Source organism: Nocardioides sp., from assembly GCA_037045645.1.
In the GTDB taxonomy this organism is placed as follows: Bacteria; Actinomycetota; Actinomycetes; order Propionibacteriales; family Nocardioidaceae; genus Nocardioides.
This window is the reverse complement of the sequence record JBAOIH010000001.1, coordinates 1,350,067-1,375,416: the sequence shown is the minus strand read 5'-3', so window position 1 is coordinate 1,375,416 and position 25,350 is coordinate 1,350,067. Positions and strand designations below refer to the sequence as shown.

Below are 25,350 nucleotides of genomic sequence, written 5' to 3'. Positions count from 1 at the left end.
AGTCCGAACTCGCCTTCCGAGAAGAAGCGCGGTCCTGGCTGGCGGCCAATGTGCCCGCGGAGCGGCTGCCCTCCCTCGACACGCCCGAGGGCTTCGTCGCCCACCAGGAGTGGGAAGCCAAAGCTGGCCGAGGATCGCTGGGCGGTCGTGTCCTGGCCGGAGCGCTATCACGGGCGAGACGCGTCGCTGATCGAGTGGGTGCTCTTCGAGGAGGAGTACTACCGCGCCGGTGCACCGCTTCGGGTCTCGCAGAACGGCATCTTCCTGCTCGCCCCGATCATCTACGACCACGGCACCCCCGAGCAGCAGGACCGCTGGCTGCCGACGATGGCGACCGGCGAGAAGGTCTGGGCCCAGTGCTGGTCGGAGCCCGGCAGCGGTTCCGACCTGGCCTCGCTCACGTCGACCGCCACCCGCGACGAGGCGCGTGGGGGCTGGGTCCTCAACGGCCAGAAGACCTGGTGCTCACGGGCCGCCCTCGCGCAGTGGGGATTCGGACTCTTCCGCTCTGACCCGAGCGCCGAACGCCACCGCGGGCTGACGCTACTTCTGCTTCCCCCTCGACGCCCCCGGCATCACGGTCCGCCCGATCGAGCAACTCGACGGCGAGGCGGGCTTCGCCGAGGTGTTCTTCGAGGACGCCTTCGTTCCGGACGCCGATGTGCTGGGCGGTGTCGGCGACGGCTGGCGGGTCGCGATGAGTACGGCGGGCAACGAGCGCGGATTGTCGCTGCGTTCGCCCGGGCGCTTCTGCGCGGCGGCGGATCGGCTGCTTTCGTTGTACGCCGCCACCGAGTCACCGCTGGCTCGCGCGGCGGCTGCCGATGATGTCGTCGACGCCTGGATCGGTGCGGAGGCGTACCGGCTCTACACCTGGGGCACCGTCGGCACGCTCGCGGCCGGGGGTGACATCGGAGCGGCCGGTTCGGTCAACAAGGTGTTCTGGTCCGGTCTCGATGTGGCGCTCCACGAGGCCGCTCTGACCCTGCTCGGTCCCGAGCAGGAGGCCGAGGGGCACTGGCCTGACGGCTATCTCTTCTCGCTCGCCGGCCCGATCTATGCGGGCACCAACGAGATCCAGCGCAACATCGTGGCCGAGCGGATCCTTCGTTTGCCGCGCGAAGCACGGGGCGGACAGTGAGGCTCGTGATCCAGATGGACTATCCGTGCGCAGCAAGGCGAACCATCCAACACAGTGTGCCAAGGGAGGTCCGGGGATGAAGTTCTCCCCCACCGCCGAGCAGGCCGACTTCGTCGCCTCGCTCGACAAACTACTTGCCGGTGCCGACACCCCAGGCGCCGCGCGCGCCTGGGCCGGGGGCAACCACGAACCGGGACTGACACTCTGGAGTCGGCTCGCCGAGCAGGGCGTCAGCGCACTGGTGATCCCCGAGGAGTCCGGCGGCTTCGGTGCCACTGCTGTCGAACTCGTGCTCGCTCACGAGGTGCTCGGACGCCACGTGGTCCCCGGCCCGTGGATCGAGTCGTCGGCCTATCTCGCGCGCGCCGCCACCGGCGAGTTGCAAGAGCAGGTCGCCGAAGGCTTGGTCGCTACCGTCGCGGTGCCGGCGGTGTCGGCGTACGCATTGGATGCCGACGTGGCCGCGCAGGCCTACCTCTCGTCCGCTGGTTCTCTCTCCGACCTCGACACCTCCGCCCTGGACGAGCCGACGTCGGCGATCGACCCCGTACGTCGGCTGTTCGCCGTCACGAGCGAGCCCGCATCCGACCCGCTGCCCGACGACCCGGCGTTCGATCTGGCCGCACTGGCCGCGTCCGCGCAACTGCTCGGGCTGGGCGAGAAGATCCTGGCCGAGACGGTGGCGTACGCCCTGCAGCGCCATCAGTTCGGTCGCGCGATCGGTTCCTATCAGGCGATCAAGCACCAACTCGCGGACGTACGCATCGCGCTCGACTTCGCCCGCCCGCTGGTTTGGGGGGCGGCGTTGGCCGACGGCACCGCCGAGTTCGCGCGAGCGGTCTCGGCGGCCAAGGTGAAGGCCGGCGACGCGGCGTACCTGGCGTCACGGGTTGGGCTCCAGGTGCACGGCGCGATCGGCTACACCCGCGAACTCGACCTCTCCCTATGGCTGTTGCGCACCCGCGCGCTGGTCAACGCGTGGGGCACACCCGCGCAACACCGCGCGCGCATCCTCGAGTCGCTGGTGGCGGAGCGCGGCTGATGGACGTCACCCGCACCGAGGAACAGCTCGAACTCGCGTCGATGGTCCGCTCGCTGCTCGACAAGCGCGCCGACAGCGGCGCCGTACGCGCGGCGATGGAGTCGGAGGCCGGCTACGACGCCGATCTGTGGTCGATGCTGTGTGAGCAGGTCGGACTCGCCGCACTCCCGATCCCCGAGTCGTACGACGGGGCCGGCTTCACCTTCGCCGAGTCGCTGGTGGTAGCCGAGGAGGTCGGGCGCTCCCTCGCGCCATCGCCACTGCTGGGCACGTTGCTCGCGACGGCGGCGCTGCTCGCGTCGGGCAACGCTTCAGCCTGCGCGGACCTGCTCCCACGGATCGCCGCGGGCGAGGTCGCGACGGTGGCCTTCGACGACTCGGACGTGCTGTTCGGCGATTCGGCGCAGATCGTGCTCGGCTTCGTGGACGGCGCCCTCGTCCAGATCGACTCAGCCGACTGGACGTCGACCCCGGCAATGGATCCGACGCTGCGGTTGGCGTCGTACGACACCGCGACTGCCGCCACAACCATCCTGGCGACAGATGGATCCAACGCGCTCGCCGCAGGTCGACGTACGGCTCTCGTCACAGCCTCCTCCCTCGCGGTGGGCTGCATGCAACGCGGCCTCGACATGACGGTGGCCTACAGCAAGGAGCGCGTGCAGTTCGGCCGCCAGATCGGGTCCTTCCAGGCGCTCAAGCACCGGATGGCGGACCTGCTCGTACGCCTGGAGATGGCGCGCTCGATCACCTGGGCCGCCGCGAATGCCTTGGGCTGCGACGATCCCGAGGCTGATCGCCTGGCTCATGTCGCAGCCGCGTACGCGCTCGAAGCCGCGCAAGCGGTCGCCGGCGAGGTAGTCCAACTTCACGGAGGCATCGCGATCACCTGGGAGCACGACGCGCACCTGATCTTCAAGCGAGCCCACGCACTCGCCACGCTCTTCGGGCAGCCGCACGAGTTGCGCGCCGCCCTGGCTTGACGCCCAGCGCTCGCAACCGAGCATCGAGGCGTCGTTGCGGGCACGACGTGCTATCTGCGCCGGTGGAATCTGATGCTGCCATCGGGCATGCGGTCGTGGACGTACGCCTCGTCGTGTGCGCGTTGGTGATGGTGATGACACAGCAAGACGGCGTTGTCGAGGTCCGTGGCGCCGCCGTGTGACCAGGCCAGCCAATGGTGGGCTTCGGTCCAGGTGCCGGGGATGTCGCAACCTTCGGCGCGGCAGGTGCGGTCGCGTTGGAGGAGTGCTCGGCGTTGTGCGTGGGTGAAGAGTCGTTGGGCGCGGCCAAGGTCCAAGATCTCGCCTTGGCTGTTGAGGACGGCCGGGATGATCTTGGCGTTGCACGCAAGCCGGCGTACCTCGGCTGCTGTGATGCGACCACCACTGGCGTCCTCACCCGGGACGGTGGATGCGCCGACGACGTCGCCTGATCCCAGGCCGGTGCGCAGGGCCTCTAGATCGATGGTGATGGTGAGAGTGGTGGCGTCACCGCCGTGCAGGGGCAGCCGGGTGGGGTCGAGGCTCTCGAGGAGTTGGAGGAACGCCTCCCCGAGTCGGCGGGGTTGGGTGAGCCTGGCCAGTGGGTCACCGCCGTGGGCGGGCGAGGCTCCCACCACCCGGTCGGGGAGTTCATCGGCGTTCTTGCGGGGGTTGGTGAACGCTTCGAGGAAGGTCGCCAGCCGAGTGGCGGACGCGTCGGGGATCAAGCCCGAAAGTCGAGTGGTGCCGTCCCCGAGTCGGCGCATCCGCAGCCGGGTCTTGGCGGCAGCTGCCCTCTCGAGTCTTTCGAGACGCTTGCGTTCGGCCTCTTCGGCGATCTCAGGTGCCAGCACGTCGATCAGGTGGGCGCCGAGGCGGCGCAGTTCGCGCGGGCCGTGGTCGGCGCACAACGCCACGAGGTGAGCTTCGGCCTTCGGCAACAACGTCGGGTCAAGGTCATCGGGCAACTCGTCCAACACGGTGGTGATGACATGGGCCTGGGCAGGGTTGACCTCACCTGAGGCCATCCCGGCCGCGACCTGGGCGTACCGCCGGTCGAGCGCCTCGGCCAGGCGTTGTGCAGCCCGACCGTCTTCGCGACGCGTACGAGTCTCGGCAGCCCACCAGTCCCCGGCGCCACGAAACGACGACTGTGCGGCGACCTCACCCGAGGCTGCGAGAACACGCAGCGTGAGTTCATGCAGTGACGAGGCCGCCGACGTGAGCTTTACCAGCACGCTCGCCTTGTCAGCCGGGGACATGAACGTCGGGTTCGACTCCGACACCTCGGCCAGCGACTCGTGGATAACCTCGGCGGCGCGCTCAATGGGGTGCGTGATTGCCGCAGCCACCGATGCGGTCATGACACCACTCCCCTTCCCGGACGACGGGCTCAAGCGGGCGCGCTTGATTCCCAACGTCGGAGGGGGGCCGATTCTCACGGCACAATTACGGGCGACCTCACAACTCGCGACAACAGCCCCCGGGAATGCGCACCCGATCATGTGATCCGGTGGCCCGGCCACTGCCGTGACGTGCTAGTCACGTTATCGAACTTCCGTTCGTGTCACAAGGTTTGACCAGCACACACGTCCAACATTTCTGCAGGTCCCCGGCCCCGCAAGAACCGCGCGCATTTGCGCCCGGTCAGCGGGATTCCGGCGTGCGTTTGCGCCCGGTCGGCGCGATTCTTGCGCGCGTTTACGCCCGGTCGGCGCGGTTCGTCGACGGCGCTGTGCATCCCGACCGCCGAGTGGGGCCACCGGTCGTGCACGCCGCAGTCTGCCTGGCGCTTCGTGAGCGGCAACTCCCCCGCGCCACTGACCGACCTCGGTTGGCAGAGCATCGGCCTGCTCGAACTCACCGCGCTGCCGACGATCGAGCAAGACCGCTGGCAGACGTGGGTACGCGAGGCGGACGCCCTCCTCGTCGACGGCGGAGACGCCACCTACCTCGCGCACCACCTACGTACGTCGGGCCTCGTCGACCTCTTCGGCGAGCTCAATAACACCGTCTGGGTCGGCGTCAGCGCAGGCAGCATGGTGATGACGCCCCGCATCGGCGAGGACTTCATCAGCTGGAGTCAGGCACCCGACGACACGACCCTCGGGTGGTCAACTTCTCGATCTTCCCGCACCTGGAGCACCCCGACATGCCCAGCAACACCCTGGCGCATGCCGAACGCTGGGCCCGCGAGATCGGCCACGAGTCGTACGCAATGGACGACCAGAGCGCAATCACGGTGATCCACGGCGAGAGCCGGGTGATCTCCGAGGGCGCCTGGCGGCACTTCGAGAGTTAGTCAGAGCACCTTCGACAAGAACGCCTGCGTACGCGCGTGCTGCGGGTTGGCGAGCACCTCGCGCGGCGCGCCGCTCTCCACCACGACGCCTCCGTCCATGAAGACCAGGGAGTCCCCGACCTCGCGCGCGAAGCCCATCTCGTGGGTGACGACGACCATCGTCATGCCCGCCTGGGCGAGCCCGCGCATCACGTCGAGCACCTCGCCCACCAACTCGGGGTCCAGCGCCGAGGTGGGCTCGTCGAAGAGCATCAAGCTCGGCTCCATCGCGAGCGCCCGAGCGATCGCCACCCGCTGCTGCTGGCCACCGGACAACATCGCCGGATAGACCGCGGCTTTGTCGCCCAGGCCGACGCGCTCCAGCAACTCCGTCGCTCTCGCCCGCGCGGAGGCCTTGCTCTCGCCGCGTACCTGCACCGGTGCCTCCATCACGTTCTCGATGGCCGTCATGTGCGGGAACAGGTTGAAGCGCTGGAACACCATGCCGATGTCTTTGCGCTGAGCGGCGATCTCCTTCTCCCGCAGCTGGTAGAGCCTTCCGTCGCGCTCGGCGAAGCCCACCCGGCGCCCCTGCACGCGCAAGGAGCCACCGTCGAGTCTTTCGAGGTGATTGATGCAGCGCAGGAAAGTCGACTTGCCCGACCCGGACGCACCGATCAGGCACATCACCTCGCCGTTGCCGACCGTCAGATCGATGCCCTTGAGCACCTCCAACTGACCAAAGTGCTTGCGTACGCCGACCGCCTCGACCATGGGCACGGAGGGCTCCTGGTCGTGGGCCACCAGATCGTCGAATCCGGTCATCATCGCCTCCCGAAATTGAGATTGCCCAGCACCTTGGACAGCACCCCGGCCTGGGGTGCGTTGCGACTCGAGCCGCGCGAGAAGCGTCGCTCCAGGTAGTACTGGAACACCGAGAAGATCGAGGTCAGCACGAGATACCAGACCGCCACGGTGAAGAGGAGTTCGACCACCGCGAGGTTGTTGGAGTAGACGTTCTGCGCCGACAACATCAGTTCTTGGAACTGCACGATGTAGGCCAGCGACGAGGTCTTGAGCATGTTGATGAACTCGTTGCCGGTCGGCGGGATGATCACGCGCATCGCCTGCGGCAGCACGATGCGGCGCATCGTCTTGGCCGGTGACAGTCCCAACGCGTGCGCCGCCTCGGTCTGGCCTTCGTCGACGGAGTTGATGCCCGCCCGGACGATCTCGGCCATGTAGGCGCCCTCGTTGATGCCCAGACCCAGCAGGGCCGCGAGGAACGGCGTCATCACGTCGTTGGTCGGCGACGACCAGATCCCGGGGATCGAGATCGTCGGGAAGACCAGCGACAGGTTGTACCAGATCAGCAACTGCAGGAGGACGGGCGTGCCGCGGAAGAACCAGATGTAGAGGCCGGCGACCCCACTGGTCACGGGGTTGGCCGACTTGCGCATCACGGCCGCGAGGATCCCCAACGCGATGCCGATCAGTTGGGCCAGCACGCTGATCAGCAGCGTGTTCCACATGCCGCGCAGGATCGTCGGCTCGGTCAGGAACTGCCTGGTGATCGAGTAGTCGATCTGCCCCTGGCTGAACGCGTACGCCAGCAGACCCAGCAAGGCGATGACGACCACCGCCCCGATCCACCGTCCGTAGTGCCGGACGGGGATCGCGACGAGGTCGGCCTCGGACGCCGTGCTCAACGGCTCAGCTCCGCCGTTGACGGTCGCCGACTCGATGGCGCCCAGCGGGGTCTCGTACTTGTCGATCAGCTTCTGGTAGTCGCCGTCGTCCATCACCTGCTGCAGCGCCTTCTGCAGGGCGTCCCGCAGTTGGGTGTTGTCCTTGCCGACACCGATACCGAGCGGACCGGCCTGGATCTGGTCGCCGACAACCTCGAAGTCGTTGCCGCCACCGGACGTACGCGCGTTGTAGGTCGCGACCGGGTAGTCCTGCATGCCTGCGGCAGCGCGGCCGTTCTTGACCTGCAGCATCGCCTCGGTCTCACGGTCGAAGCTCAGCACGTTGATCTTGTCGTTGCCGTCGGCCTCGCACTGGGTGCTCTGCTCCTTGGCATAACCCTCCTGCGTCGTGCCGCGCTGGACCGCCACCGTCTTGCCGCACAGGTCGGCGATCTGGGTCAGACCCTCGGGGTTGCCCTTCTTCACCAACAGCATCGCGCCGGCCTGGTAGTAGTCGACGAAGTCGATCTTCTGCTGGCGCTCGGCGGTGTCACTCATGCCCGAGATCGCCACGTCGATGCGACCAGAATCCAGCGCAGGGATCAGGCTGTCGAACACGGCGTTGGTCCAGGTGAAGGTGACGCCGAGCTCGGGCTCCATCAGGTCGGTCAGCTCCTTGTCGAAGCCGAGGACGGTCTTGCCGTCCTTGTCGTAATACTCCATGGGCGCGTACGCGATGTCGGAGCCGACCTTGATCGTCTTGGCGTCCTGGATCGCCTTGGGCAGGTCCTTGAACAGCGGCGCCTTGTCGCCTGTGGCTGCTGGCTCCTTCTTCGCCGGTGTATCCGACGAGCCGCATCCGGCGAACACGACAGCGCCGAGGGCGGCTAGGGCGAGGGCTCGGGCGGCCTTGGAACGGGTGAGGTGCTTCATCGGTTCTCCTTGGGATCTTTCATGGTGGTGAGGATCGCGCCGATCACCCGAGCGGGATCGAGACGACCGAGGTGGTGAGTTCTGCCAGGACGTCGGGAAGGATCTCGACGCCGATGCCAGGGCCCTGCGGCACCGCGAGATGACCTTCGTCGAGTACGAAGGGGGCGGTCAGGTCAGTGGCGTAATAGCGGTTCGAGGCCGACGTGTCGCCGGGAAGTACGAAGCCGGGCAGCGCGGCCAGGGCGACATTGGGGGCCCGGCCGATCCCGGTCTCCAGCATGCCGCCGCACCACACGGGCACACCGTTGGCCTCGGCGACGTCATGAATCCGGCGCGCTTCGAGATAGCCGCCGCACCTGGCCGGTTTGATGTTGATCACCGAGCAAGAGCCCAGCGCGATCGCGGTGGCCGCATCGCGCGCCGACTCGATCGATTCGTCCAGACAGATCGGCGTCGACATCACCTTCGCGAGTTCGGCATGGCCGCGCAGGTCGTCCTCGGGCAGCGGCTGCTCGATGAGCAGGAGATCGAAGGGATCCAGCTTGGCCAGGTGACGAGCATCGGCGAGGGTGTACGCCGTGTTGGCGTCCACCTGCAGCAGCAGGTCGTCGCCGTACTTCTCGCGTACGAGCCGCACCGGCTCCAGGTCCCAGCCCGGCTCGATCTTGAGCTTGATCCGCAGGTACCCCTGGGCGACGTAGTCGTCGACGTGTCCCAGCATCTCGTCGAGTGAGTCATAGATGCCGACCGAGACACCGGCCGGCACGCGCTCCTTGACGGCCCCGAGATAGCGCCCGAAGGAGACCCCCGACTGCTTGAGTTCAGCGTCGAGCAGTGCAGTCTCCAGCACATGCTTGGCCATCGGGTGCCCCTTGACCGGCTCCAATGCCGTCTTGACCCGCGTCGCGCAGAGGTCGTCGCCGAGTGCGGTAAGTCGTGGCACGAGTTGGTCACGCAAGACCACCTGTGCCCCGTCGAGGTATTCCGACGAATACAGCGGGTCGGGCTCGGCCGCGCACTCGGCCCAACCTTCGACACCGTCGGCGGTGACCAGACGCACCAAGAAGGTGTCCCGGTCGTACGACGTCCCGAACGAAGTGCGGAAAGGGGTCACCAACGGGATCTTCACCCAGTGCAACTCCAGCAGGTCGATCTTCACGCGACGGTCTCCTCAGAGTTGCTCAGGTGATACCAGCCGGTGCGGCTGGCGCCGATGGCGACGAACCCCTCGGCGAAGGCGGCGGTCAGGGCACCCCGCACGCCCATGCGCCACGCACTAGCCGCCTCGGGGTCCGTACGCCGCAGCGACACGATGTCCGCAGGCACGCGGCACCAACGGCTGGAGCCATCCGACACCAACGATGGTGCACCATCCGGGCCGCTCGCCAGCGCTTCGGCGTGCGCGCTCGGCTCGCTGGATTCTGCGAGCGTACGATCCGCGGCTGCTACGGCCGCAGGTGCGTCCAGGCGCCAATCGGCGACCAGTCGGTCCGCCTCGTCTTGGCCATTGAGTTCGTCGCTCATCTGCCCATAGAAGCTGCGTTCGTACGTCCGCACGCGGGCGCCCAACTTGCTGAGATTGAACCGGGCGTTGCGGCTCACCAGCGGGTCGAACGTCCACTGCATCGTCGTGATCGCGCGTGCCAGGCACCACGCGCGCTGATGCTGCTTGAGTGTGAAACCGATGCCCCGATCGCCGACCCCTGGAGCGGCGGCCGCGATGTAGGAGTACGAGGCACCGGGCACGCCACGTCCCAGCACGGCGGCACCCGCGAGGTCACCGGTGCCCAGGTCGTACGCGGCACTCACCAGACCGTCGGCGTGCACAAGGCTGCGCAGCATCTCGCTGGGGATCGGCACTCCCTCCGCGCTGCGTCCCCATACGTCCGCGAAGAGTCGGGCGACCTCGCGCAGGTCGTCCATTTCCTCGACTGCACGTACGCGTACGCCCGAGCTAGTACCGGCGGCCTCAGCAGCGCGCTGGGCGGGGCCGACACCATTGAAACCCGGCCCCTCGGCAGCAGCGGCTTGTGTCACAGGGCTCAGTCTGGCACCACGGGGTCACGACCGCGCTAGAGCCTCTTCACAAGAGTTTGAAGTGCTTGTGAGTATGGGGAACTCATAGGGGACTCAGCAGACGATGATCGATTGCGATGTGCGACAAGGGCCGCCACCGCCGCCAGGTGTCTTCCAGATCCGCCACTTGTTCTCGGCGGTGTTGTTGGCGGTGTTGTAGTCACCACCCGAGCCGGCATCGAGCGACAGGCGCAGAGTCCACCCTGATCGCCTGACCCAAAGCGCGCGGTTCCGTCCCAGGTGACACTGCCCCCAATCGGAATGGGGGTCGAATTGTCGAGGAAGACGTACTCCAACTGCGTCCCACCGCCTTCCTCAGTCATGCTCCAACCGGCGGGGAGTCCGGAGAAGGCGAGAGTGGCGCTGAGTGCCTTCGGGATACGCGCTGTGATCATCCCGACCGACGCGACGGGGGGATTCGCCGCGACCTCGGGAGGTCCGCTTGCCCGCCGTACCCGTTCGAGCAGATGCGCGAAGCGGCACCGGTTGGATCGATCTAACGCGTGTCAGTTCGAGCGTACGCGTGAACTGGTACGCCGATAGCCGAGCAGGCGAACGGAATAACCCCACCCACGTGGGCCAGCACGTACGCGAGCCCCACGCGTCGCCGATTGCCGACTCAGCCCCCGTTCTGGCCGCTCAGCCCCCGGCTGGCCAGGGGTTGAGCGGACCCGAGTCCGCTCGACCACCACCGACGCGCGGCGGCGGCCCGGTTCGCCAAGAGGGAACGCTCAGCGCGTCGAGCCGTACTTCCCCCGATAGAACGTCAACCCGTGCTCGGCGTCGGTCTCAGCCAGATCGAGCACCCGGCCGATCACCAGATAGTGGTCGCCGGCTTCATGTACGGCGTGGATGCGGCAGTCGACGTAACCGACGACGCCCTTGATCAACGGCGATCCGCTCTCACGCGTGGGAGCCCAGTCGATACCCGCGAACTTGTCGACGCGAGCACCCGTCGCCGGATCGATGCCCCGCCCGGCAAGCTGGTTGGAGACGTCGGCCTGGTCCTCGGCGAGGAAGTTGACACAGAAGGATCCCGAGCGATGCATCAGCGGCCACGCACCCGACGACTTGGCCGGAGAGAACATCACCAGCGGCGGCTGCAACGACACTGACATGAAGCTCTGGCAGGTCATTCCCACGGGTTGCCCACCGCTGACCGAGGCGACGACCGTGACACCGGAGGCAAAGCGAGACAGCACGTCGCGGAACTCACGCGCGGCCGCAGCCTCCTCCGCCGAGTCGACCTCGATCGTCTCGCCCGGCCACATCTCCACGGCGAACGAGTCACCCAGGAACGACTCGATCAGTTCACGACTCGGCCAGGTCGCTCGCGCATCCGGGGACATGCCCTCGGGGATCTCGTCAGCCATGACACCCATCCTTGCAGCCCGAGCAGCTCAGCTGCCGCCGAAGACGTGCCCCCAATAGGACACGGCCGTCGACTCGCGCGCCACCCAACGGGCATCGTCGACCTGCAGACCCTCGCAGCCGAACTCGATGTCGAAGCCCCCGGGGCTCTTGACGTAGAACGACACCATCTCGTCGTTCATGTGTCGCCCCAGAGTCGCCGACAACGGAGCCTTGTGCTTGCGTACGCGTTCCAGTGCCCGGCCTACGTCGTCGAGTTTGTCGACCTCCAACATGATGTGCACGCAACGGCTGGGGTTGGGCATCGGCAGGAAAGCCAGGCTGTGGTGTCGCGGGTTGATCCCCAGGAAGCGCAGCCAGACCTTGCTGCCCGGTTCCTTGCCGACGAACTCGCCCGGCATCGACATCGAGTCTCGCAGTCGGAACCCGAGGGTCTCGGTGTAGAACCGCAGCGCCTCCACGTCATCGGTGACGGGCACCACGATGTGGCCCATCCCCTGGTCGCCGGTGACGAACTTCGCGGCGTACGGCGTGACGACCGGCCGTGATTCGTAGGTGATCCCGTGGAAGAGTTCGAAGACGTTGTCCCACGGGTCGCTGAAGCGAATCAGTTCCTGGACCCGGCGCTCGGCCAACTCCTCAGCGGTGCCTTCCTCGAACTCCACACCTGCCTGGCCCAGGTGCTCGCGGGCCGCCTGGAGCGCCTGGTGGTCGGCCAACTCCCACCCGGTCGCCTCGAGCCGGTCGACGTCGGAGGGGAAGACGACCAGCCGGGCCGAGACCTGGTCGATGCGGTAGTAGAGGTTGTCGGGGTTCGGGCCCCGGCCTTCGCCCAGGCCCAGGACCTTGCCGGCGAACGTACGCCAGGCGTCGAGGTCGGTGCTGGCCACGCGCACGTAGCCCATGGACTTGATGTCGATCATGTTGTCTCCCGTGAGTGGTTTCGAGACACGCGCTGAGCGCGTTGCTCAACCACCGGTTGGTCGCTCTTTGTGTCGTTTGAGGAAGGCCGTGGAGATCTCGCGGAACTCGTCGGCGGCCTCGATCTGGGCCCAGTGGCCGCAGCGGGGGAAGACGTGCAACTGGGCTTTGGGGATGAGTTTGAGCGCGGCGAAAGCCCCGTCGAGCGGGTTCACCCGATCCTCGCGACCCCAGGTCAGCAAGGTGTGGTGCTTGAGGCGGTGGGCCTCACGCCACAACATGCCGTCCTCGGCGGTCTCGGGGTTCCAGAAGGACCAGCCCATCGACTTCATCGCGTCCTGGGCTCCGGGTGCGGTCGCATCGGCGAACCGCTCCTCGACCAGTTCGTCGGTGACCAGGTTCTGGTTGACCACCATGGTCGAGATGAAAGCTTTGAGCGACTCGCGCGTGGCGTTGGCGCTGAAGTCCATCAGCCGCTGGACGCCCTCGGTGGGGTCGGCGTGGAACAGGTTGAGACTCAGCCCACCCGGCCCCATCAGGATCAATCGCTTGACTCGATCAGGCCAGGTCAGCGCGAGCCGCATCGCCGTACCGCCGCCGAGCGAGTTGCCCAACACGTGCGCGCTGTCGATGCCCAGGTGGTCCATCAGACCGATCACGTACGTCGACGAGAACCGGTAGTAGTTGCCCTCGACGGGCGGCTTGTCGGAGCCGCCGAAGCCCGGCTGGTCGATCGCCACCACGCGGAAGTCCTGAGCGAAGCCCTCGATCGCCGACCCGAAGTTGGACCACGACGACGCGCCCGGCCCCCCGCCGTGGAGCAGGATGAGGGTGGGCTTGGTTTCGAGACGCTCGGCTTCACCTCGCTCCTCAACCAGCGGGGAGCGTTCGGCCGAGGCCTCCTCAGGCAGCGGGGTGCCTGCGGTGTCGTAGTAGTTGATCGTCAGCCCGTCGACCTGGGCCGAGCGCTGGAGGTCCGCTTTGGTCAGCGGCATCTCAGTACATCCCCGGGTCGACCTTGTGGCCGAACTCGTGGGCGCCATACATCTGCAAGGCACGCTCAGGGTCGTTGGCGGCGTGTACGCGTCCCGCGTGGGCATCGCGCCAGGCGCGCTGGAGGTACGTCCCCTCGGCCAGCGCACGACCACCGGAGGCCTCGAAGAGCGCGTCGATCGCGTCGATGGCCCGCTGGGTGCCCAGCACCTGGTCGCGACGGACCTTCAGACGCAGACCGAGCGGGATCTTCTCGCCCTTGGCGACCAGAGCCATCTCCTCGCGGATGTTGTTCATCGTCAGCGCCCAGGCCGCGTCGATCTCCGAGCCGGCACGAGCCACGCGCACGGCGGCGAACGGGTCGAGGCTTGCCTTCTCCCCGAGGTAGGCGGCCCGCACCCGGCTCTGCTGCATCTCCACGTGCTCGACGTACGCCCCGTACGCCATGCCGATGATCGGCGTGCTGATCGTGGTGGTGAACAGCGAGTGGAAGGGCAGTTTGTAGAGATCGGAGGTGTTCTGCTCCTGACCGGGGCCATAGCAACGGCCGGTGTCGCTCATGGAGAGCGTGAACGCCTCCGGCACGAAGTGCTCGGCCACGACGATGTCGTTGGAGCCGGTGCCACGCAGGCCCACGACGTTCCAGACGTCCTTGATCTCGTACTTGTCCCGCGGGATCAGGAAGGTCTTGAAGTCGACGACGTTGCCCTCGGCGTTGAACACCAACCCGCCCAGCAGCACCCAGGAGGCGTGGTCGCAGCCCGACGAGAACGACCACTTGCCGCTGAGCAGGTAGCCCCCGTCGGTCTGGATCGCCTTGCCCGTGGGCGCGTACGAGCTCGACACCAGCGTCTTGTTGTCCTCCCCCCAGACCGCCTGCTGGGCCTCTTCGGGGAACAACGCGATCTGCCACGGGTGCACCGTGAGCACCGAGGAGATCCAGCCGGTCGAGGCGCAGGCGCCCGCGATGTCGCGCACACCGGTGTAGAAGTCGATCGGGTCGGCTTCCAGGCCACCCCAACGCTTGGGCTGGAGCATCTGGAAGAAGCCGATGTCTTGAAGTTCCTTGACCGAGGCCTCGGACACGACCCGGAGTCGCTCGGCCTCGTCGGCGCGCTCACGGAAGGTCGGAAGGAGATCGCGGACGGCGTCGAGAACATGCGTGGTCATGGGGCAATACTAGAACACGTTCTAGTTTCGTGTCACGTCTCCGCGCGCGACATTCGACACGGGTCGGCATGCCACAGATCACGCCGTCGCAGAACTAGAACCTGTTACAGTTTTTCGCGTGAAGGAAGAGTACGACGTCATCGTGGTAGGCGCCGGCGGAGCCGGCATGACTGCCGCCCTGCGAGCCCATGATCTGCGGTCTGGACACCGTGCTGATCGAGAAGAGCGGCTACTTCGGTGGCAGCGACCGCTCGCTCGGGTGGCGGCGTGTGGATCCCCGGCAACTACGCCTTGCGCGATGCCCATCAGGTCGAGCCGCGCGACAGCGAGAACGCCAAGCGCTACCTCGACGCGATCGTCGGTGATGACGTCCCCAAGGCGCGCCGCGACACCTTCCTCGACCGCGGTGCCGAGGTGATGGACTTCATTCGGCACAAGACGCCCGTGCGCTTCGCGTGGGTGCCGGAGTACGCCGACTATCTCCCCGAGCAGCCCGGCGGTCGCCCGCGCGGTCGCTCCGTCGAGCCGATCCCGCTGGACGCCTCCTTCCTGGGCGAGGAGTTGAAGCGGCTGCACCCGGCGTACACCAAGGCTCCCGCCAACCTCATCGTCACCCAGGCCGACTTCCGCAAGATCAGTCTCGGGATGCGCACCCTCAAGGGTCCGATCACGATGGCCAAGGTCGTCGGCAAGCGAGTCGTGGCGACCGCGCGCAAGCGCAAGATGTACGCCATGGGCAACGCGCTGGCGATCGGCCTGCGCAAGGGGCTGATCGACGCGGGCGTGCCGGTGGAGTACGAAACCGAGCTCACCGGGTTGCTCGTCGAGGACGGCCGGGTCGTCGGCGTGACCACCTCGCGCGGCGACATCCGCGCCCGCCGGGGCGTGATCTTGGGCAGCGGCGGCTTCGAGAAGAACCCCGAGATGCGAGACAAGCATCTGCCCTCATCCCACCAACGCCGAGTGGTCGACCGGCCTCGAAGTTCAACACCGGCGCCGGCATCGAGGCCGGCGTGGCGGTCGGCGCGGCGACCGATCTGATGGACGACGCCTGGTGGGGTCCGACCATCCCGCTGCCGAGCGGTCCGTGGTTCTTCCTCGCCGAGCGCAACCTGCCCGGCTCGATGATCGTCAACGCCGCCGGCAAGCGCTATATGAACGAGGCGTTGCCCTATGTCGAGGCCGTGCACGAGATGTACGCCGGTGAGGCCACCGGGGTCTCGCACGTGCCGTCGTGGATGATCATCGACCAGCGCTACCGCAATCGCTATCTGTTCGCCGGCCTTCCGCCGCGACAGAAGATCCCCGGTCGGTGGTTCAAGAACGGCACCATCAAGCAGGCCGCGACCATCGACGCGCTGGCGGCCGAGATCGAGGTGCCGCTCGAAGCGCTGCGCGACACGCTGGAGCGGTTCAACGACTTCGCCGACCGTGGCGTCGACGAGGACTTCCACCGCGGCGAGTCGGCGTACGACCGCTACTACTCCGACCCGACCGTGAAGCCGAACCCGTCGCTGCACCGGATCGATCAGGCCCCGTTCTATGCGGTCAAGATCGTGCCGGGCGATCTGGGCACCAAGGGTGGGTTGGTCACCGACGAGAAGGCCCGGGTGCTGCGTCCGGACGGCTCGGTGATCGCCGGTCTCTATGCCGCGGGCAACGTGTCGTCGGCGGTGATGGGTCACACGTACGCCGGCCCCGGCGCCACCATCGGCCCCGCGTTGACGTTCGGCTATCTCGCGGCCGAGGACATCGCCGCCCACTGACCTGTCGCATCTGCTTCGCGAAACTAGTCCGACCTGTCGCATCTGCTTCGCGAAACTAGTCCGACCTGTCGCTAATGCACTGAGGAGTACGCATGCCCATCAACCCCGAGATCGCGATCGGCGCCGCACTGCCCGACCGTACGTTCTCCTGGACCCCTTCCGACGTGCTGCTCTATCACCTCGGGGTGGGGGCGACCACCGACCTGCGCTACACGCTGGAGTCGGATGCCGGCTTCCAGGTGCTGCCGTCGTTCGGCATCGTCGCGCCGACCTTCCATGCCTCCGAGCCGCCGCCGCTGGACCTGCCCGGCTGCGACATCAACCTCGCGCAGGTCGTGCACGGCGCCCAGTCCATCTCGGTGAACGCGCCGATCCCGGCTGCGGGCACGGCCACGCTCAGCACCCACATCAGCGATGTCTGGGACAAGGGCAAGGCCGCCGTGATCTGGCAGGAGGGCGTCGCCCGCGCCGAGTCCGGCGAAGAGCTCTGGACCGTGCGGTCCTCGATCTTCGTACGCGGGGAGGGCGGTTGGGGCGGTTCACGCGGCGAGTCCACCGCCATCGAGATCCCCGACCGCACGCCCGATGCCGAGACGACGTACGCCGTACGTCCTGAGCAGGCGTTGCTCTATCGCCTCTGCGGCGACCGCAACCCCCTGCATGCCGACCCGGCCTTCGCGCAGGCGGCCGGCTTCCCGGCCCCGATCCTGCACGGGCTGTGTTCGTACGGCATCGTGTTGCGCGAGGTGACCGACGCTCTACTCGGTGGGTCTACGGACGCGGTCGGCGAGTTCACTGCGAGGTTCGCCGGTGTCGTCTTCCCCGGCGAGACGATCCGGGTCAAGGCGTGGGACGAGGGCGAGCAGATCGTCGTCGCCGCGACTGTGGGCCAAGACGATCGTCCCGCCCTGGCCGACTGCGTGGTCACCAAGGCCTGAAGTTCGTACGATCGCCACCATGAGCGCGCTCGACGGCTGGGTCAGTGGCGAACACACGGCGCACGTCAACGGCCGGCCCCGGACCTTCCCGACCTATCGCCGTGGCACCGGCCCCGGCGTGATCGTCATCCACGAGATGCCCGGGCTGACCGAGGGCGTGATCGGCTTCGGTCAGGAGGTCGTCGACGCAGGGTTCACGGTGGTGCTCCCCCATCTCTTCGGTGCCGCGGGAAAGCCGTGGGCGGCGGCGGACACGCTGCGCATCTTTCCCGGCATCTGCGTGAGCCGTGAGTTCACCAAACTGGCGACCGGCGTCACGACCCCCATGGCCGGCTGGCTGCAGTCACTCGCCCGGTCACTGCATGCCGAACTCGGCGGCCCCGGAGTCGGCGCTCTGGGGATGTGCTTCACCGGTGGCTTCGCGCTGGCGATGATGCTCGACGAGTCGACCGTGGCGCCCGTGCTGTGTCAGCCGAGCGTGCCGTTCTTCGGGTCGCAGGCGCGCAACGCCGACCTCAATCTCAGTGCGGCTGACGCGTCGACCGTACGCGAGCGCGCGCGGGCAGGGTGTGAGGTGCTCGGTCTGCGCTATCGGTCCGACAAGATGACCGGCACCCGCTTCGACACGTTGACCGACCTGATCGGGGACCGCTTCCTCCGTGTCGAGTTCGAGGGCGAGGGCCACTCGACCGTGACCGAGCAGCGCCAGCAGGAGGGAGTCGATCGGGTGCTGAGGTTCTTCGAGGAGAAGTTGCGCGGTTAGCGCTCGCTGGCGATCAGTTCGTCTCCAGATCCCTCCAGGTCGTCTGCTGAAGCAGACGGTCCATCCGGCACCCTCGTGGGTGCCGAGAGCGCGGCCTTTACGCCCGCGGCGATGGAATGCCAGACCCGCCCCTCCCCCAACTCGGTGATGAACCCCGACCTTTCGAGCACGCCTCGTACGTTGCCGAACACCCGCACCAGATAGAGGTCGACTCCCCGGCCACGCAGGCGCGCCAGCAAATGCCCCAACCGATCCGCGGTGGTGGTGTCCATCTGGTTGGTCGCTTCGAGGTCTAGTACGACGGCGCGCAGGTCCTCGTACGCCAGCGCGCGCGCCTGGATCTCGTCGGTCACCTTGGCCGCGTTGGCCCAGAACAGCGGGCCGTCGGGCCGCAGCACCAGCACTCCTGGGTAGGTCCTGCGCGACGCGTCGTTGTGGACCGACCCCCAGGCCGCCTTCTCGTCCTTGACCTTGCCCATCTCGTCGAGATCGACCTGCATCGAGCGATAGACCAGCCCCAGCAGGGATTGCGCGACCGCCAGCAACAGTCCGTTGAGCGGCCCGACGAGCAGCACCCCGCCGAACGCCACCAGCGCCGCCACCAGGTCGTTGCGGCGCACGCGCGCGAAGTGCCGGAATGCCGAGAGGCGTACGAGTCCCCACACGGCGTTGATCACCACGGCCGACAGCACGGCGAGCGGGAGGGCGGCGAGCAGTCGGGTCGCGAACGCGACGAACAGCAGCACGATCAGCGCCGCTGCTACGCCGCTTATCTGCGTACGCGCTCCGGCACGGGCGTTCGCGGCCGTCTTGGACAGACTGCCCCCGACACCCATGCCGCCGAAGAGCCCCGACGCCAGGTCCGCCACCCCGGTAGCGACAAGTTCGGTGTCGTCACGCACCTGCTCACCGGGGCGTTCGCTGGCGAACGTACGCGCGGCGGCGAGACCCTCCGCGATGCCGACGGCGGCGATCGCGAGGCCCCCGGTGATCAACCCGGCCCAGGTCTCCAGCGGGACAGCCGGGAGTTGCGGCAACGGAACCCCAGCGGGAACGGACCCGACGACGCGTACGCCTTGTGCCGCGAGATCGAGACGGTCCGACAGCACGATGGCCACCGCCACCGTCAACAACGACCAGGGCGCGCGAGGCAGCAACCGTTGGCCAGCGAACAGCACCGCAAGAGCGCCTAGGCCGAGCCACAACGTGGTGAGGTGCGCGTCCGGGAGCGTGCGCCCCAATTCGCCGACGCGCTCCAGCAGGGGGCCCGACGGCATCGGCAGCCCGGCAAGACCCGGAATCTCCCCGACCACGATCAGCACGACGAGTCCGGCGACGAATCCGGTGACGATGGGTTCACTCAAGAACTGGGCGACCCAACCGATGCGCAAGGTCCCCGCGATCAGCAGCGCGATGCCCGCCAGGACCGCCAGTGCGGAGGTGAGGTCGGCCGCGAGCGCCGGATCCCCGCCGGAGAGTCCTCGTACGATCGATCCCGACAGCACCGCCACCGTCGACACGGGCCCGACGAACAGCAAGCGAGACGAGCCGAAGACGGCGTACGCCAACAGCGCCGGCGGCAAGGTGTAGAGACCGACCTGGATCGGGACCCCGGCGACCGCCGCATAGCCCAGCGCCTGCGGAACGGCGAGCGCCGCGACGAGCAGCCCGGCAAGCAGATCACCGGGCAGCAACTCGCGGTGATAGCCGGGGAGCAGCCGAAGCCCCTCCGGCAGCCGCATGATTCGCACGGCGTTAGTGTGCCGTTCACCTGCTGTTCATGTCCGGCGAACCGCCCGCGAGTTTGCCTCGTCAGTCGGCGGTGAGCGCACGCACCGACGCCGGGATCGGCCGGTCGACACTGTCGGGCGTGGGCTCCGGGGTGCCGAAACTCAGGCTCGCGGGCACGAGGCCGGTCCAGACATCGTGCTCTTCGTCGGCCGCCGACGGTCCACCAGACCTGGCCTTCATCAGCCAGGACCCCTCGACGATCGGGACCGCGAGCACCAAGGTCGCCGCCCATTCCTTGGGCCGCGACGCCCGCACCTCCTTCGTACGCCCCGGCAGCAGCCGGTCGCTCAACAGGTCGAGCGCCGCAGCCTGGTCGTCACCGGTCAGTCGGATCGCGTGCCCCCAGATCACTGCCGAGCGATAGTTCGCGGAGGAGTCGAACGTCGAGTGCGCCACCACCAGGCCGTCGAAGGCCGTGACGCACAATGAGACAGGCGCTCCGGCATCCAGCGCGCGCAACGCCCCCGCACCGGTCGAGCCGTGCAGCAGGACCCGGTCACCATCTCGCGCATGCAGCAGCGGCACCTGCCAGGGGCGACCGTCGCCGACCGTGGCCAGCACGGCGTACGGCACCTCGTCGAGCAGTGCGTAGAGGTCCCCAAGGCCCGTGCGTCCGCGCTCGCGCAGCCGATTCAGTTGCTCCATCTACGCAGCATGACAGCCGCGTCGTACGACTTCAGTCCCTGCCCAGGATCAACCCGCTGGTCGGCACACCGGTGCCTGCGGTGACCAGGATATGAGCCACGTCCTCGACCTGGTTGACCGACGTGCCGCGCACCTGTCGTACGCCCTCGGCGATGCCGTTCATGCCGTGGATGTATGCCTCGCCGAGTTGCCCGCCATGAGTGTTGATCGGCAGCCGGCCGCCGATCTCGATCGCGCCGTCGGCGACGAAATCCGGTGCCTCGCCACGACCGCAGAAGCCGAGTTCCTCCAGTTGCATCAGCACGTACGGCGTGAAGTGGTCGTAGAGAACTGCGGTCTGGATGTCGCGTGGAACCAGGCCTGACTGATGCCACAACTCGCGCCCGACGATGCCGATCTCGGGGATGCCGAGGTCGTCGCGATAGTAGGACGTCATCACGAACTGGTCGGGGGCGCTGCCCTGCGCGGCGGCGAGGATCGGTACGGCGCCCTGGGCCAGGTCACGCGCACGCTCGGTCGAGGTGATCACCAGTGCCACCGCGCCGTCCGACTCCTGGCAGCAGTCGAGCAGCCGCAGCGGGTCGGCGATCATCCGCGAGTTGCGGTGGTCGTCGAGGGTGATCGGCTTGCCGTAGAAGAACGCGTCCGGGTTGGTGGCGGCGTGACGGCGATCCGCGACGGCGACATGGCCGAAGGCGTCGGCGCTCGCGCCATACTCGTGCAGATAGCGCCGAGCCTGCATCGCCACGGTCGCGGCGGGCGTGGAGAGGCCGTGGGGATAGGTCCAGGCGTTGTCGAGGCCGTTGGTGTTGACCTGCTGAGCGGCCCAGTTCTGCACCTGGCCGAAGCGTTGGCCGGACCGTTCGTTGAAGCCTCGGTAGGCGACCACCACATCGGCGACCCCGGTCGCGACCGCCATCGCCGCCTGCTGGACGGTGGCGCACGCCGCGCCACCGCCGTAGTTGATCCGGCTGAAGAACCGCAACTCCCCCATACCGAGTTCGCGCGCCAACGCGATCTCCGACGAGGTGTCCATCGTGAACGTGGTCAGCCCGTCGACGTCCTGGGGAGTGAGCCCGGCATCGGCGAGGGCATGCAGCGTGGCCTCGGCACTGAGTTGAAGCTGGATCGCCCCGAGTCCTTGGAGAATTCGGTCGCGCCGATGCCCGCGATGGCGGCGACGCCGCGCAACGTACTCATGACTTCTCCAAGGTGATCCGAGCCGTGACGTGATCGCCGAGCGACACCTTGCCGGTCACGTCGACCACCAGGGTGTTGCCCTCTTCCTCGACGATGGCGCCGGTGAAGGTGAGGGTGTCGTACGGGTAGGCGGGGGCGCCGAGTCGCAGCGCGCAGGCGGTGATCTTGAACTCGTCCCAGCGCTGCTCGCGCGCCCAGTCGCCGACGTACTTCTGCGCCAGACCCGTGGTGGTCAAGATGTTGAGGAAGATGTCCTTGCTGCCCCGCTTGATCGCCAGGTCGCGATCGTGGTGGACGTCTTGGAAGTCGCGGGTGGCCAATGCGGTCGAGACGATCAGGGTCGGCGTGATCGGCAGGGACCACTGCGCGATTTCTGCCGACTCGGCGGGGATTTCTGCCGACTCGGCGGGGATTCCTGCCGACTCGGCGGGGATTTCTGCCGACTCGGGGCGGAAGGCGACGAGGGTCAGGTCGTCGTCGATCCGGTCGAAGACCGCCCGGACCGCCGCACCGATCTCCAGGGGTGCGTCCTCGGTGACACCCTGGACGGCACCGACCAGGCGTACGCCTTCCTCCAACTCCACCACCGCGAGCGGCAACGGCAGCCGCTTGCCGGGCAGTTGGGGCGCGTGGTGGACGACGTACGAATGTACGACTCCACGCCCCGAGGCGACGATCCAGCCACGATCCATGGCATGACACGACGGACAGACCGGGCCGGGAGGGTGCCGCAACTCGCCGCAGGCGTTGCACTTCTGGATCCGCACCTCGCCGAGCGCAGTCCCCTCGAAGAAGAACGCGTTGTCGCGGTTGATCACCGGTCGCACGGTCTTCGTACGGTCCACGCTGGGACGGCCGGTGCCGGGCTTGAACTTCAGCACCCGGAAGGTCATCGTCGCGACCTCTTCACCGTCGACTCGCCAGATCGACTCGGTGGTGACGAAGTAGCCCTCACCGACTCCCGTGCGCTTCGGGCCGACGACCGACGTCAGCCGGGTCGAGATCTCGGGACGCTCCCCGATCGCGAGCGGACGGGCGTAGGTCTGATCACAGTTGGTGCCCAGCACACTGGTGAAGCCGGCCGCATCTAGTGCCTGCATGGTGCCGTGCAGCGGGTCGTCGGACGGGCGATGCGGGTCGAGTCCGTACATCGTCCACACCTGTGCCATCGCGGGCGGCGCCACGCCATCGGCACCCTGCCAGCGAGGGTCGGTGTCGCCCATCGCCTCCGCCCAGTGCCGGATCATCGCGGGGTTCACGGCATCGAGCGCCGGTCGTGGCGCGGTCTCACCACGAGCTTGCATCTCGGCTGCCTGCGCCATGATCCAGTCGTGGTCTCGACGTTGCTCGACCACCTCGGAGGGCTCGACCCCCTCGGGCGCGCTCATCGCGGCACCCGCGGCAGTCCGAGACCGAACATCGAGATCAGTTCCTTCTGCACCTCGGTAACACCACCGCCGAAGGTGAGCACGATGTTGCGCTTGGCCTGGGCGTCGAGATAGCTCATCAACTCGGCCGTCTCCGGGTCGGCCGGATCGCCATAGCGGTGCACGATCCCCGCCAGGGCCCGGCCCACCGTCTGGATCCGGTCGGCGGCGAAGACCTTCGAGGACGACGCGTCGGCGACCGCGCGCTTCTGCGCGGCTGCGGCCTGCGCGGCCGGGATCGTCTTGTTGCGCTCCCCCGCGTGCGCGACCTCCCAGTTGAGCAACTCGTTGACGCGGAAGACCGCAGTGGCCTGCCCGAGCACGCGCTGCACGTCGGCGCGGTCGGCGACCCCTGCCTTCTCGGCCCATCGCACCACGCGGTCGCGCAGTCCCTCGATCCGCCCAGCCGGAGCGAGCATGACCCGCTCGTGGTTGAGCTGGGTCGTGATCAACTGCCAGCCTGCGTTCTCTTCACCTACGCGCATCGACACCGGCACGCGTACGTCTTGATAGAAGGTGGCGTTCACGTGGTGGGAGCCGTCAGCGGTGATGATCGGCGTCCACGAATAGCCCGGATCGGTGGTGTCGACGATCAGGATCGAGATGCCCTTGTGCTTGGGCGCGTCGGCGTCGGTGCGCACCGCGAGCCAGACGAAGTCGGCCTGGTGGCCACCGGTGGTCCACATCTTCTGCCCGTTGACCAGATAGAACGGCTCACCCTCGCCGTCGTCGATCAACTTGGCACTGGTACGCAGCGACGCCAGGTCGGTGCCCGCATCCGGCTCGGAGTAGCCGATCGCGAAGTGCACGTCACCGGCCAGGATCGGTCCGAGGAAGCGCTCCTTCTGCTCCGAGGTGCCGTACGCCTGGAGCGTCGGGCCCACGGTCTGCAGCGTGACCGACGGCAGGTGGACGTCGGCGTACTGCGCCTCGTTGGCGAAGATCGTCTGCTCCAGATCTCCGAAGCCGTGCCCGCCGTACTCCTTGGGCCAGCCGACGCCCATCCAGCCGTCGGTGCCCATCTGCTTGATGGTGCGCTGATAGACCGGGCCATGCCGGTCGCGGCCCATCTCGTGGTGCTCCTCGGGAGAGGCAAGTCCGGCGAAGTAGGACCGCAGTTGTGCCTTGAGTGTGCGCTGGTCCTCGGTCAGTTCGGGGTTCTTCCAGGAGGGGTCCTCGGGCGCGATGGCCTCCAGGTTCGCGTCGGCACCACCCAGGACGTGCACCAGGTCGGTGACCTGGCTGTAGTAGCGATGCAGCGGATAGGTCTCGTCCACGCCCATGCCACCGTGCAGGTGATGGCAGGTGTGCAGCGCCTGCGGGGCCTCGACGCAGGCCCAGTACGCACCCACGGCGAGGTCGAGATCGCGGGCCTCGACAGCGCCGGACCCGACGCGTTCGACCGCGTTGGCGGCCACCAGGTCGAGGGTGCGCGCGGCGACGTACACGTCGGCGATCTGCTGTGCGACGGCCTGGAACTCGGCCAGCGCGCGGCCGAACTGCGTCCGCTCCTTGAGATAACCGGCAGTCAGATCGCACGCACCCGCGACCAGACCGGCCGCACGCGCCAGGATGCCGGCGATCACCAGCGCGCGGGTCTGGTCCACGGCACCGGCGCCCAGCGCCACGGTCGGCACGTTGTCGAAGACCACCGTCGCGTAGGACGAGTCTTGGTTGATCAGACCGAGCGAACTGGGCTCTGTGGTGACACCGATTCCGGGATCCGAAGCGTCCACGAGCGCGAGCACCGACTCGTCGGCCGCCCGGGCGCTGACGATCAGCAGATCGGCGTCAGTCGCATTCGAGACTCGGATCTTGCGGCCGGTGAGTCGGCCGTTCTCAAGTCGAGTGTCGGGTCCCGACAGCAGTCCATGACCTGGCTCGCTGAGTGCGAGACCGAGGCGCGCTGCACCGGACGCGATGGCAGGCAACCAGGTGTCGCGTTGCTCGGGCGTCCCGAAAGCCTCGATGACCAGCCCGCCGATCATCGTGGAGAGCAGCGGCGACTCGTCGGCCGCGGCTCCCTGGATGCGCAGCACCTCGGCGACTCCTGCCAGGCCGAGACCGGCGCCGTCGTACTCCTCCGGCACACCGGCGCTGAGCACACCGGAGGCAGCCAGTTGCTCCCACCCGCCGCCACGTTCGAAGGCTTCGCGAGCGACCTCTCCGATCGCCTCCAGAGCTTCCTGGTCGACACTCACGCGTGCTCCTCGGTTGAGAA

The 25,350-nt window shown here is 67.7% G+C and carries 23 protein-coding genes and 3 pseudogenes; 11 read left to right on the top strand and 15 right to left on the bottom strand.

Annotated elements, in window-relative coordinates; translation table 11 throughout:
* Window positions 1–48 precede the first annotated feature (48 nt).
* The 4 genes and pseudogenes from V9G04_06755 (at window position 49) to V9G04_06740 (ending at window position 3,166) form a co-directional block, all read left to right on the top strand.
* Window positions 49–510, top strand: a pseudogene (locus V9G04_06755) (acyl-CoA dehydrogenase family protein).
* A gap of 115 nt (window positions 511–625) precedes the next feature.
* Window positions 626–1,141: an acyl-CoA dehydrogenase family protein gene (locus V9G04_06750; GenBank protein ID MEI2712990.1), complete on the top strand. Its 516-nt coding sequence runs from the start codon at window positions 626–628 to the stop codon at window positions 1,139–1,141.
* A gap of 76 nt (window positions 1,142–1,217) precedes the next feature.
* Window positions 1,218–2,183, top strand: coding sequence for an acyl-CoA dehydrogenase family protein (locus tag V9G04_06745; protein ID MEI2712989.1), 966 nt, complete (start codon window positions 1,218–1,220; stop codon window positions 2,181–2,183).
* Window positions 2,183–3,166, top strand: coding sequence for an acyl-CoA dehydrogenase family protein (locus V9G04_06740; GenBank protein MEI2712988.1), 984 nt, complete (start codon window positions 2,183–2,185; stop codon window positions 3,164–3,166). Before V9G04_06745 ends, V9G04_06740 begins: the two co-directional genes overlap by 1 nt.
* A 50-nt stretch (window positions 3,167–3,216) precedes the next feature.
* Here V9G04_06740 and V9G04_06735 read toward each other — a convergent pair whose 3' ends face one another.
* Complete coding sequence (locus V9G04_06735; GenBank protein MEI2712987.1) at window positions 3,217–4,530, bottom strand: DUF222 domain-containing protein; 1,314 nt, start codon at window positions 4,528–4,530, stop codon at window positions 3,217–3,219.
* A gap of 432 nt (window positions 4,531–4,962) precedes the next feature.
* Between V9G04_06735 and V9G04_06730 the strand changes: the two are divergent.
* Both V9G04_06730 and V9G04_06725 read left to right on the top strand, forming a co-directional pair.
* Window positions 4,963–5,172: pseudogene (locus V9G04_06730) on the top strand (peptidase E).
* A gap of 104 nt (window positions 5,173–5,276) precedes the next feature.
* A complete protein-coding gene (locus V9G04_06725; GenBank protein MEI2712986.1) occupies window positions 5,277–5,468 on the top strand; it encodes a hypothetical protein in 192 nt (63 codons plus the stop codon).
* Here V9G04_06725 and V9G04_06720 read toward each other — a convergent pair whose 3' ends face one another.
* The 8 genes from V9G04_06720 to hsaA all read right to left on the bottom strand — a co-directional run bounded on the left by V9G04_06720 (window position 5,469) and on the right by hsaA (window position 14,599).
* Complete coding sequence (locus V9G04_06720) at window positions 5,469–6,272, bottom strand: amino acid ABC transporter ATP-binding protein (GenBank protein ID MEI2712985.1); 804 nt, start codon at window positions 6,270–6,272, stop codon at window positions 5,469–5,471.
* Window positions 6,272–8,068 (bottom strand): ABC transporter permease subunit, encoded by a 1,797-nt coding sequence (locus V9G04_06715; GenBank protein ID MEI2712984.1) that lies wholly within the window; start codon window positions 8,066–8,068, stop codon window positions 6,272–6,274. Before V9G04_06715 ends, V9G04_06720 begins: the two co-directional genes overlap by 1 nt.
* A gap of 43 nt (window positions 8,069–8,111) precedes the next feature.
* Window positions 8,112–9,227, bottom strand: coding sequence for an o-succinylbenzoate synthase (gene menC, locus V9G04_06710; GenBank protein MEI2712983.1), 1,116 nt, complete (start codon window positions 9,225–9,227; stop codon window positions 8,112–8,114).
* Window positions 9,224–10,105, bottom strand: coding sequence for a hypothetical protein (locus tag V9G04_06705; GenBank protein ID MEI2712982.1), 882 nt, complete (start codon window positions 10,103–10,105; stop codon window positions 9,224–9,226). Before V9G04_06705 ends, menC begins: the two co-directional genes overlap by 4 nt.
* 770 nt (window positions 10,106–10,875) lie before the next feature.
* Window positions 10,876–11,517 (bottom strand): flavin reductase family protein, encoded by a 642-nt coding sequence (locus tag V9G04_06700; protein ID MEI2712981.1) that lies wholly within the window; start codon window positions 11,515–11,517, stop codon window positions 10,876–10,878.
* Window positions 11,518–11,544: 27 nt separating this feature from the next.
* Entirely contained in the window at window positions 11,545–12,438 is an 894-nt protein-coding gene (gene hsaC / locus V9G04_06695; GenBank protein MEI2712980.1) for an iron-dependent extradiol dioxygenase HsaC, read from the bottom strand.
* A 45-nt stretch (window positions 12,439–12,483) separates the two neighbouring features.
* Entirely contained in the window at window positions 12,484–13,431 is a 948-nt protein-coding gene (hsaD, locus tag V9G04_06690) for a 4,5:9,10-diseco-3-hydroxy-5,9,17-trioxoandrosta-1(10),2-diene-4-oate hydrolase (GenBank protein ID MEI2712979.1), read from the bottom strand.
* A gap of 1 nt (window position 13,432) precedes the next feature.
* Window positions 13,433–14,599 carry a 3-hydroxy-9,10-secoandrosta-1,3,5(10)-triene-9,17-dione monooxygenase oxygenase subunit gene (gene hsaA / locus V9G04_06685; protein ID MEI2712978.1) on the bottom strand — a complete coding sequence of 389 codons (1,167 nt, stop codon included), beginning with the start codon at window positions 14,597–14,599 and terminating at the stop codon, window positions 13,433–13,435.
* 118 nt (window positions 14,600–14,717) lie between these two features.
* Here hsaA and V9G04_06680 point away from each other — a divergent pair.
* From V9G04_06680 to V9G04_06660, 5 genes and pseudogenes are all read left to right on the top strand, one after another.
* Window positions 14,718–14,765: pseudogene (locus V9G04_06680) on the top strand (hypothetical protein).
* A 71-nt stretch (window positions 14,766–14,836) separates the two neighbouring features.
* Window positions 14,837–15,640 (top strand): FAD-binding protein, encoded by an 804-nt coding sequence (locus V9G04_06675; protein ID MEI2712977.1) that lies wholly within the window; start codon window positions 14,837–14,839, stop codon window positions 15,638–15,640.
* Window positions 15,613–16,365, top strand: a complete 753-nt coding sequence (locus V9G04_06670; GenBank protein ID MEI2712976.1) for an FAD-binding protein — start codon at window positions 15,613–15,615, stop codon at window positions 16,363–16,365. The genes V9G04_06675 and V9G04_06670 overlap by 28 nt, the downstream gene beginning before the upstream one ends.
* 92 nt (window positions 16,366–16,457) lie before the next feature.
* On the top strand, window positions 16,458–17,303 hold the full coding sequence (locus V9G04_06665; protein ID MEI2712975.1) for a MaoC/PaaZ C-terminal domain-containing protein: 846 nt from the start codon (window positions 16,458–16,460) through the stop codon (window positions 17,301–17,303).
* A gap of 19 nt (window positions 17,304–17,322) precedes the next feature.
* Window positions 17,323–18,066 carry a dienelactone hydrolase family protein gene (locus V9G04_06660; GenBank protein ID MEI2712974.1) on the top strand — a complete coding sequence of 248 codons (744 nt, stop codon included), beginning with the start codon at window positions 17,323–17,325 and terminating at the stop codon, window positions 18,064–18,066.
* On the opposite strand, the gene V9G04_06655 is transcribed toward V9G04_06660, so the two are convergent.
* The 6 genes from V9G04_06655 to V9G04_06630 form a co-directional block, all read right to left on the bottom strand.
* Window positions 18,063–19,808 carry a SulP family inorganic anion transporter gene (locus V9G04_06655; protein ID MEI2712973.1) on the bottom strand — a complete coding sequence of 582 codons (1,746 nt, stop codon included), beginning with the start codon at window positions 19,806–19,808 and terminating at the stop codon, window positions 18,063–18,065. The two genes, V9G04_06660 and V9G04_06655, sit on opposite strands and share 4 nt — an antisense overlap.
* Before the next feature lie 70 nt (window positions 19,809–19,878).
* Window positions 19,879–20,502 carry a pyridoxamine 5'-phosphate oxidase family protein gene (locus tag V9G04_06650; protein MEI2712972.1) on the bottom strand — a complete coding sequence of 208 codons (624 nt, stop codon included), beginning with the start codon at window positions 20,500–20,502 and terminating at the stop codon, window positions 19,879–19,881.
* A 31-nt stretch (window positions 20,503–20,533) separates the two neighbouring features.
* Window positions 20,534–21,601, bottom strand: coding sequence for a lipid-transfer protein (locus V9G04_06645; GenBank protein ID MEI2712971.1), 1,068 nt, complete (start codon window positions 21,599–21,601; stop codon window positions 20,534–20,536).
* The gene (locus V9G04_06640) at window positions 21,550–21,702 is read right to left on the bottom strand and encodes a hypothetical protein (GenBank protein MEI2712970.1); all 153 of its coding nucleotides are present in this window, start codon (window positions 21,700–21,702) and stop codon (window positions 21,550–21,552) included. Before V9G04_06640 ends, V9G04_06645 begins: the two co-directional genes overlap by 52 nt.
* Window positions 21,699–23,090 carry an OB-fold domain-containing protein gene (locus V9G04_06635; GenBank protein MEI2712969.1) on the bottom strand — a complete coding sequence of 464 codons (1,392 nt, stop codon included), beginning with the start codon at window positions 23,088–23,090 and terminating at the stop codon, window positions 21,699–21,701. Before V9G04_06635 ends, V9G04_06640 begins: the two co-directional genes overlap by 4 nt.
* Complete coding sequence (locus tag V9G04_06630) at window positions 23,087–25,330, bottom strand: acyl-CoA dehydrogenase (GenBank protein ID MEI2712968.1); 2,244 nt, start codon at window positions 25,328–25,330, stop codon at window positions 23,087–23,089. Before V9G04_06630 ends, V9G04_06635 begins: the two co-directional genes overlap by 4 nt.
* Between the last annotated feature and the right edge of the window lie 20 nt (window positions 25,331–25,350).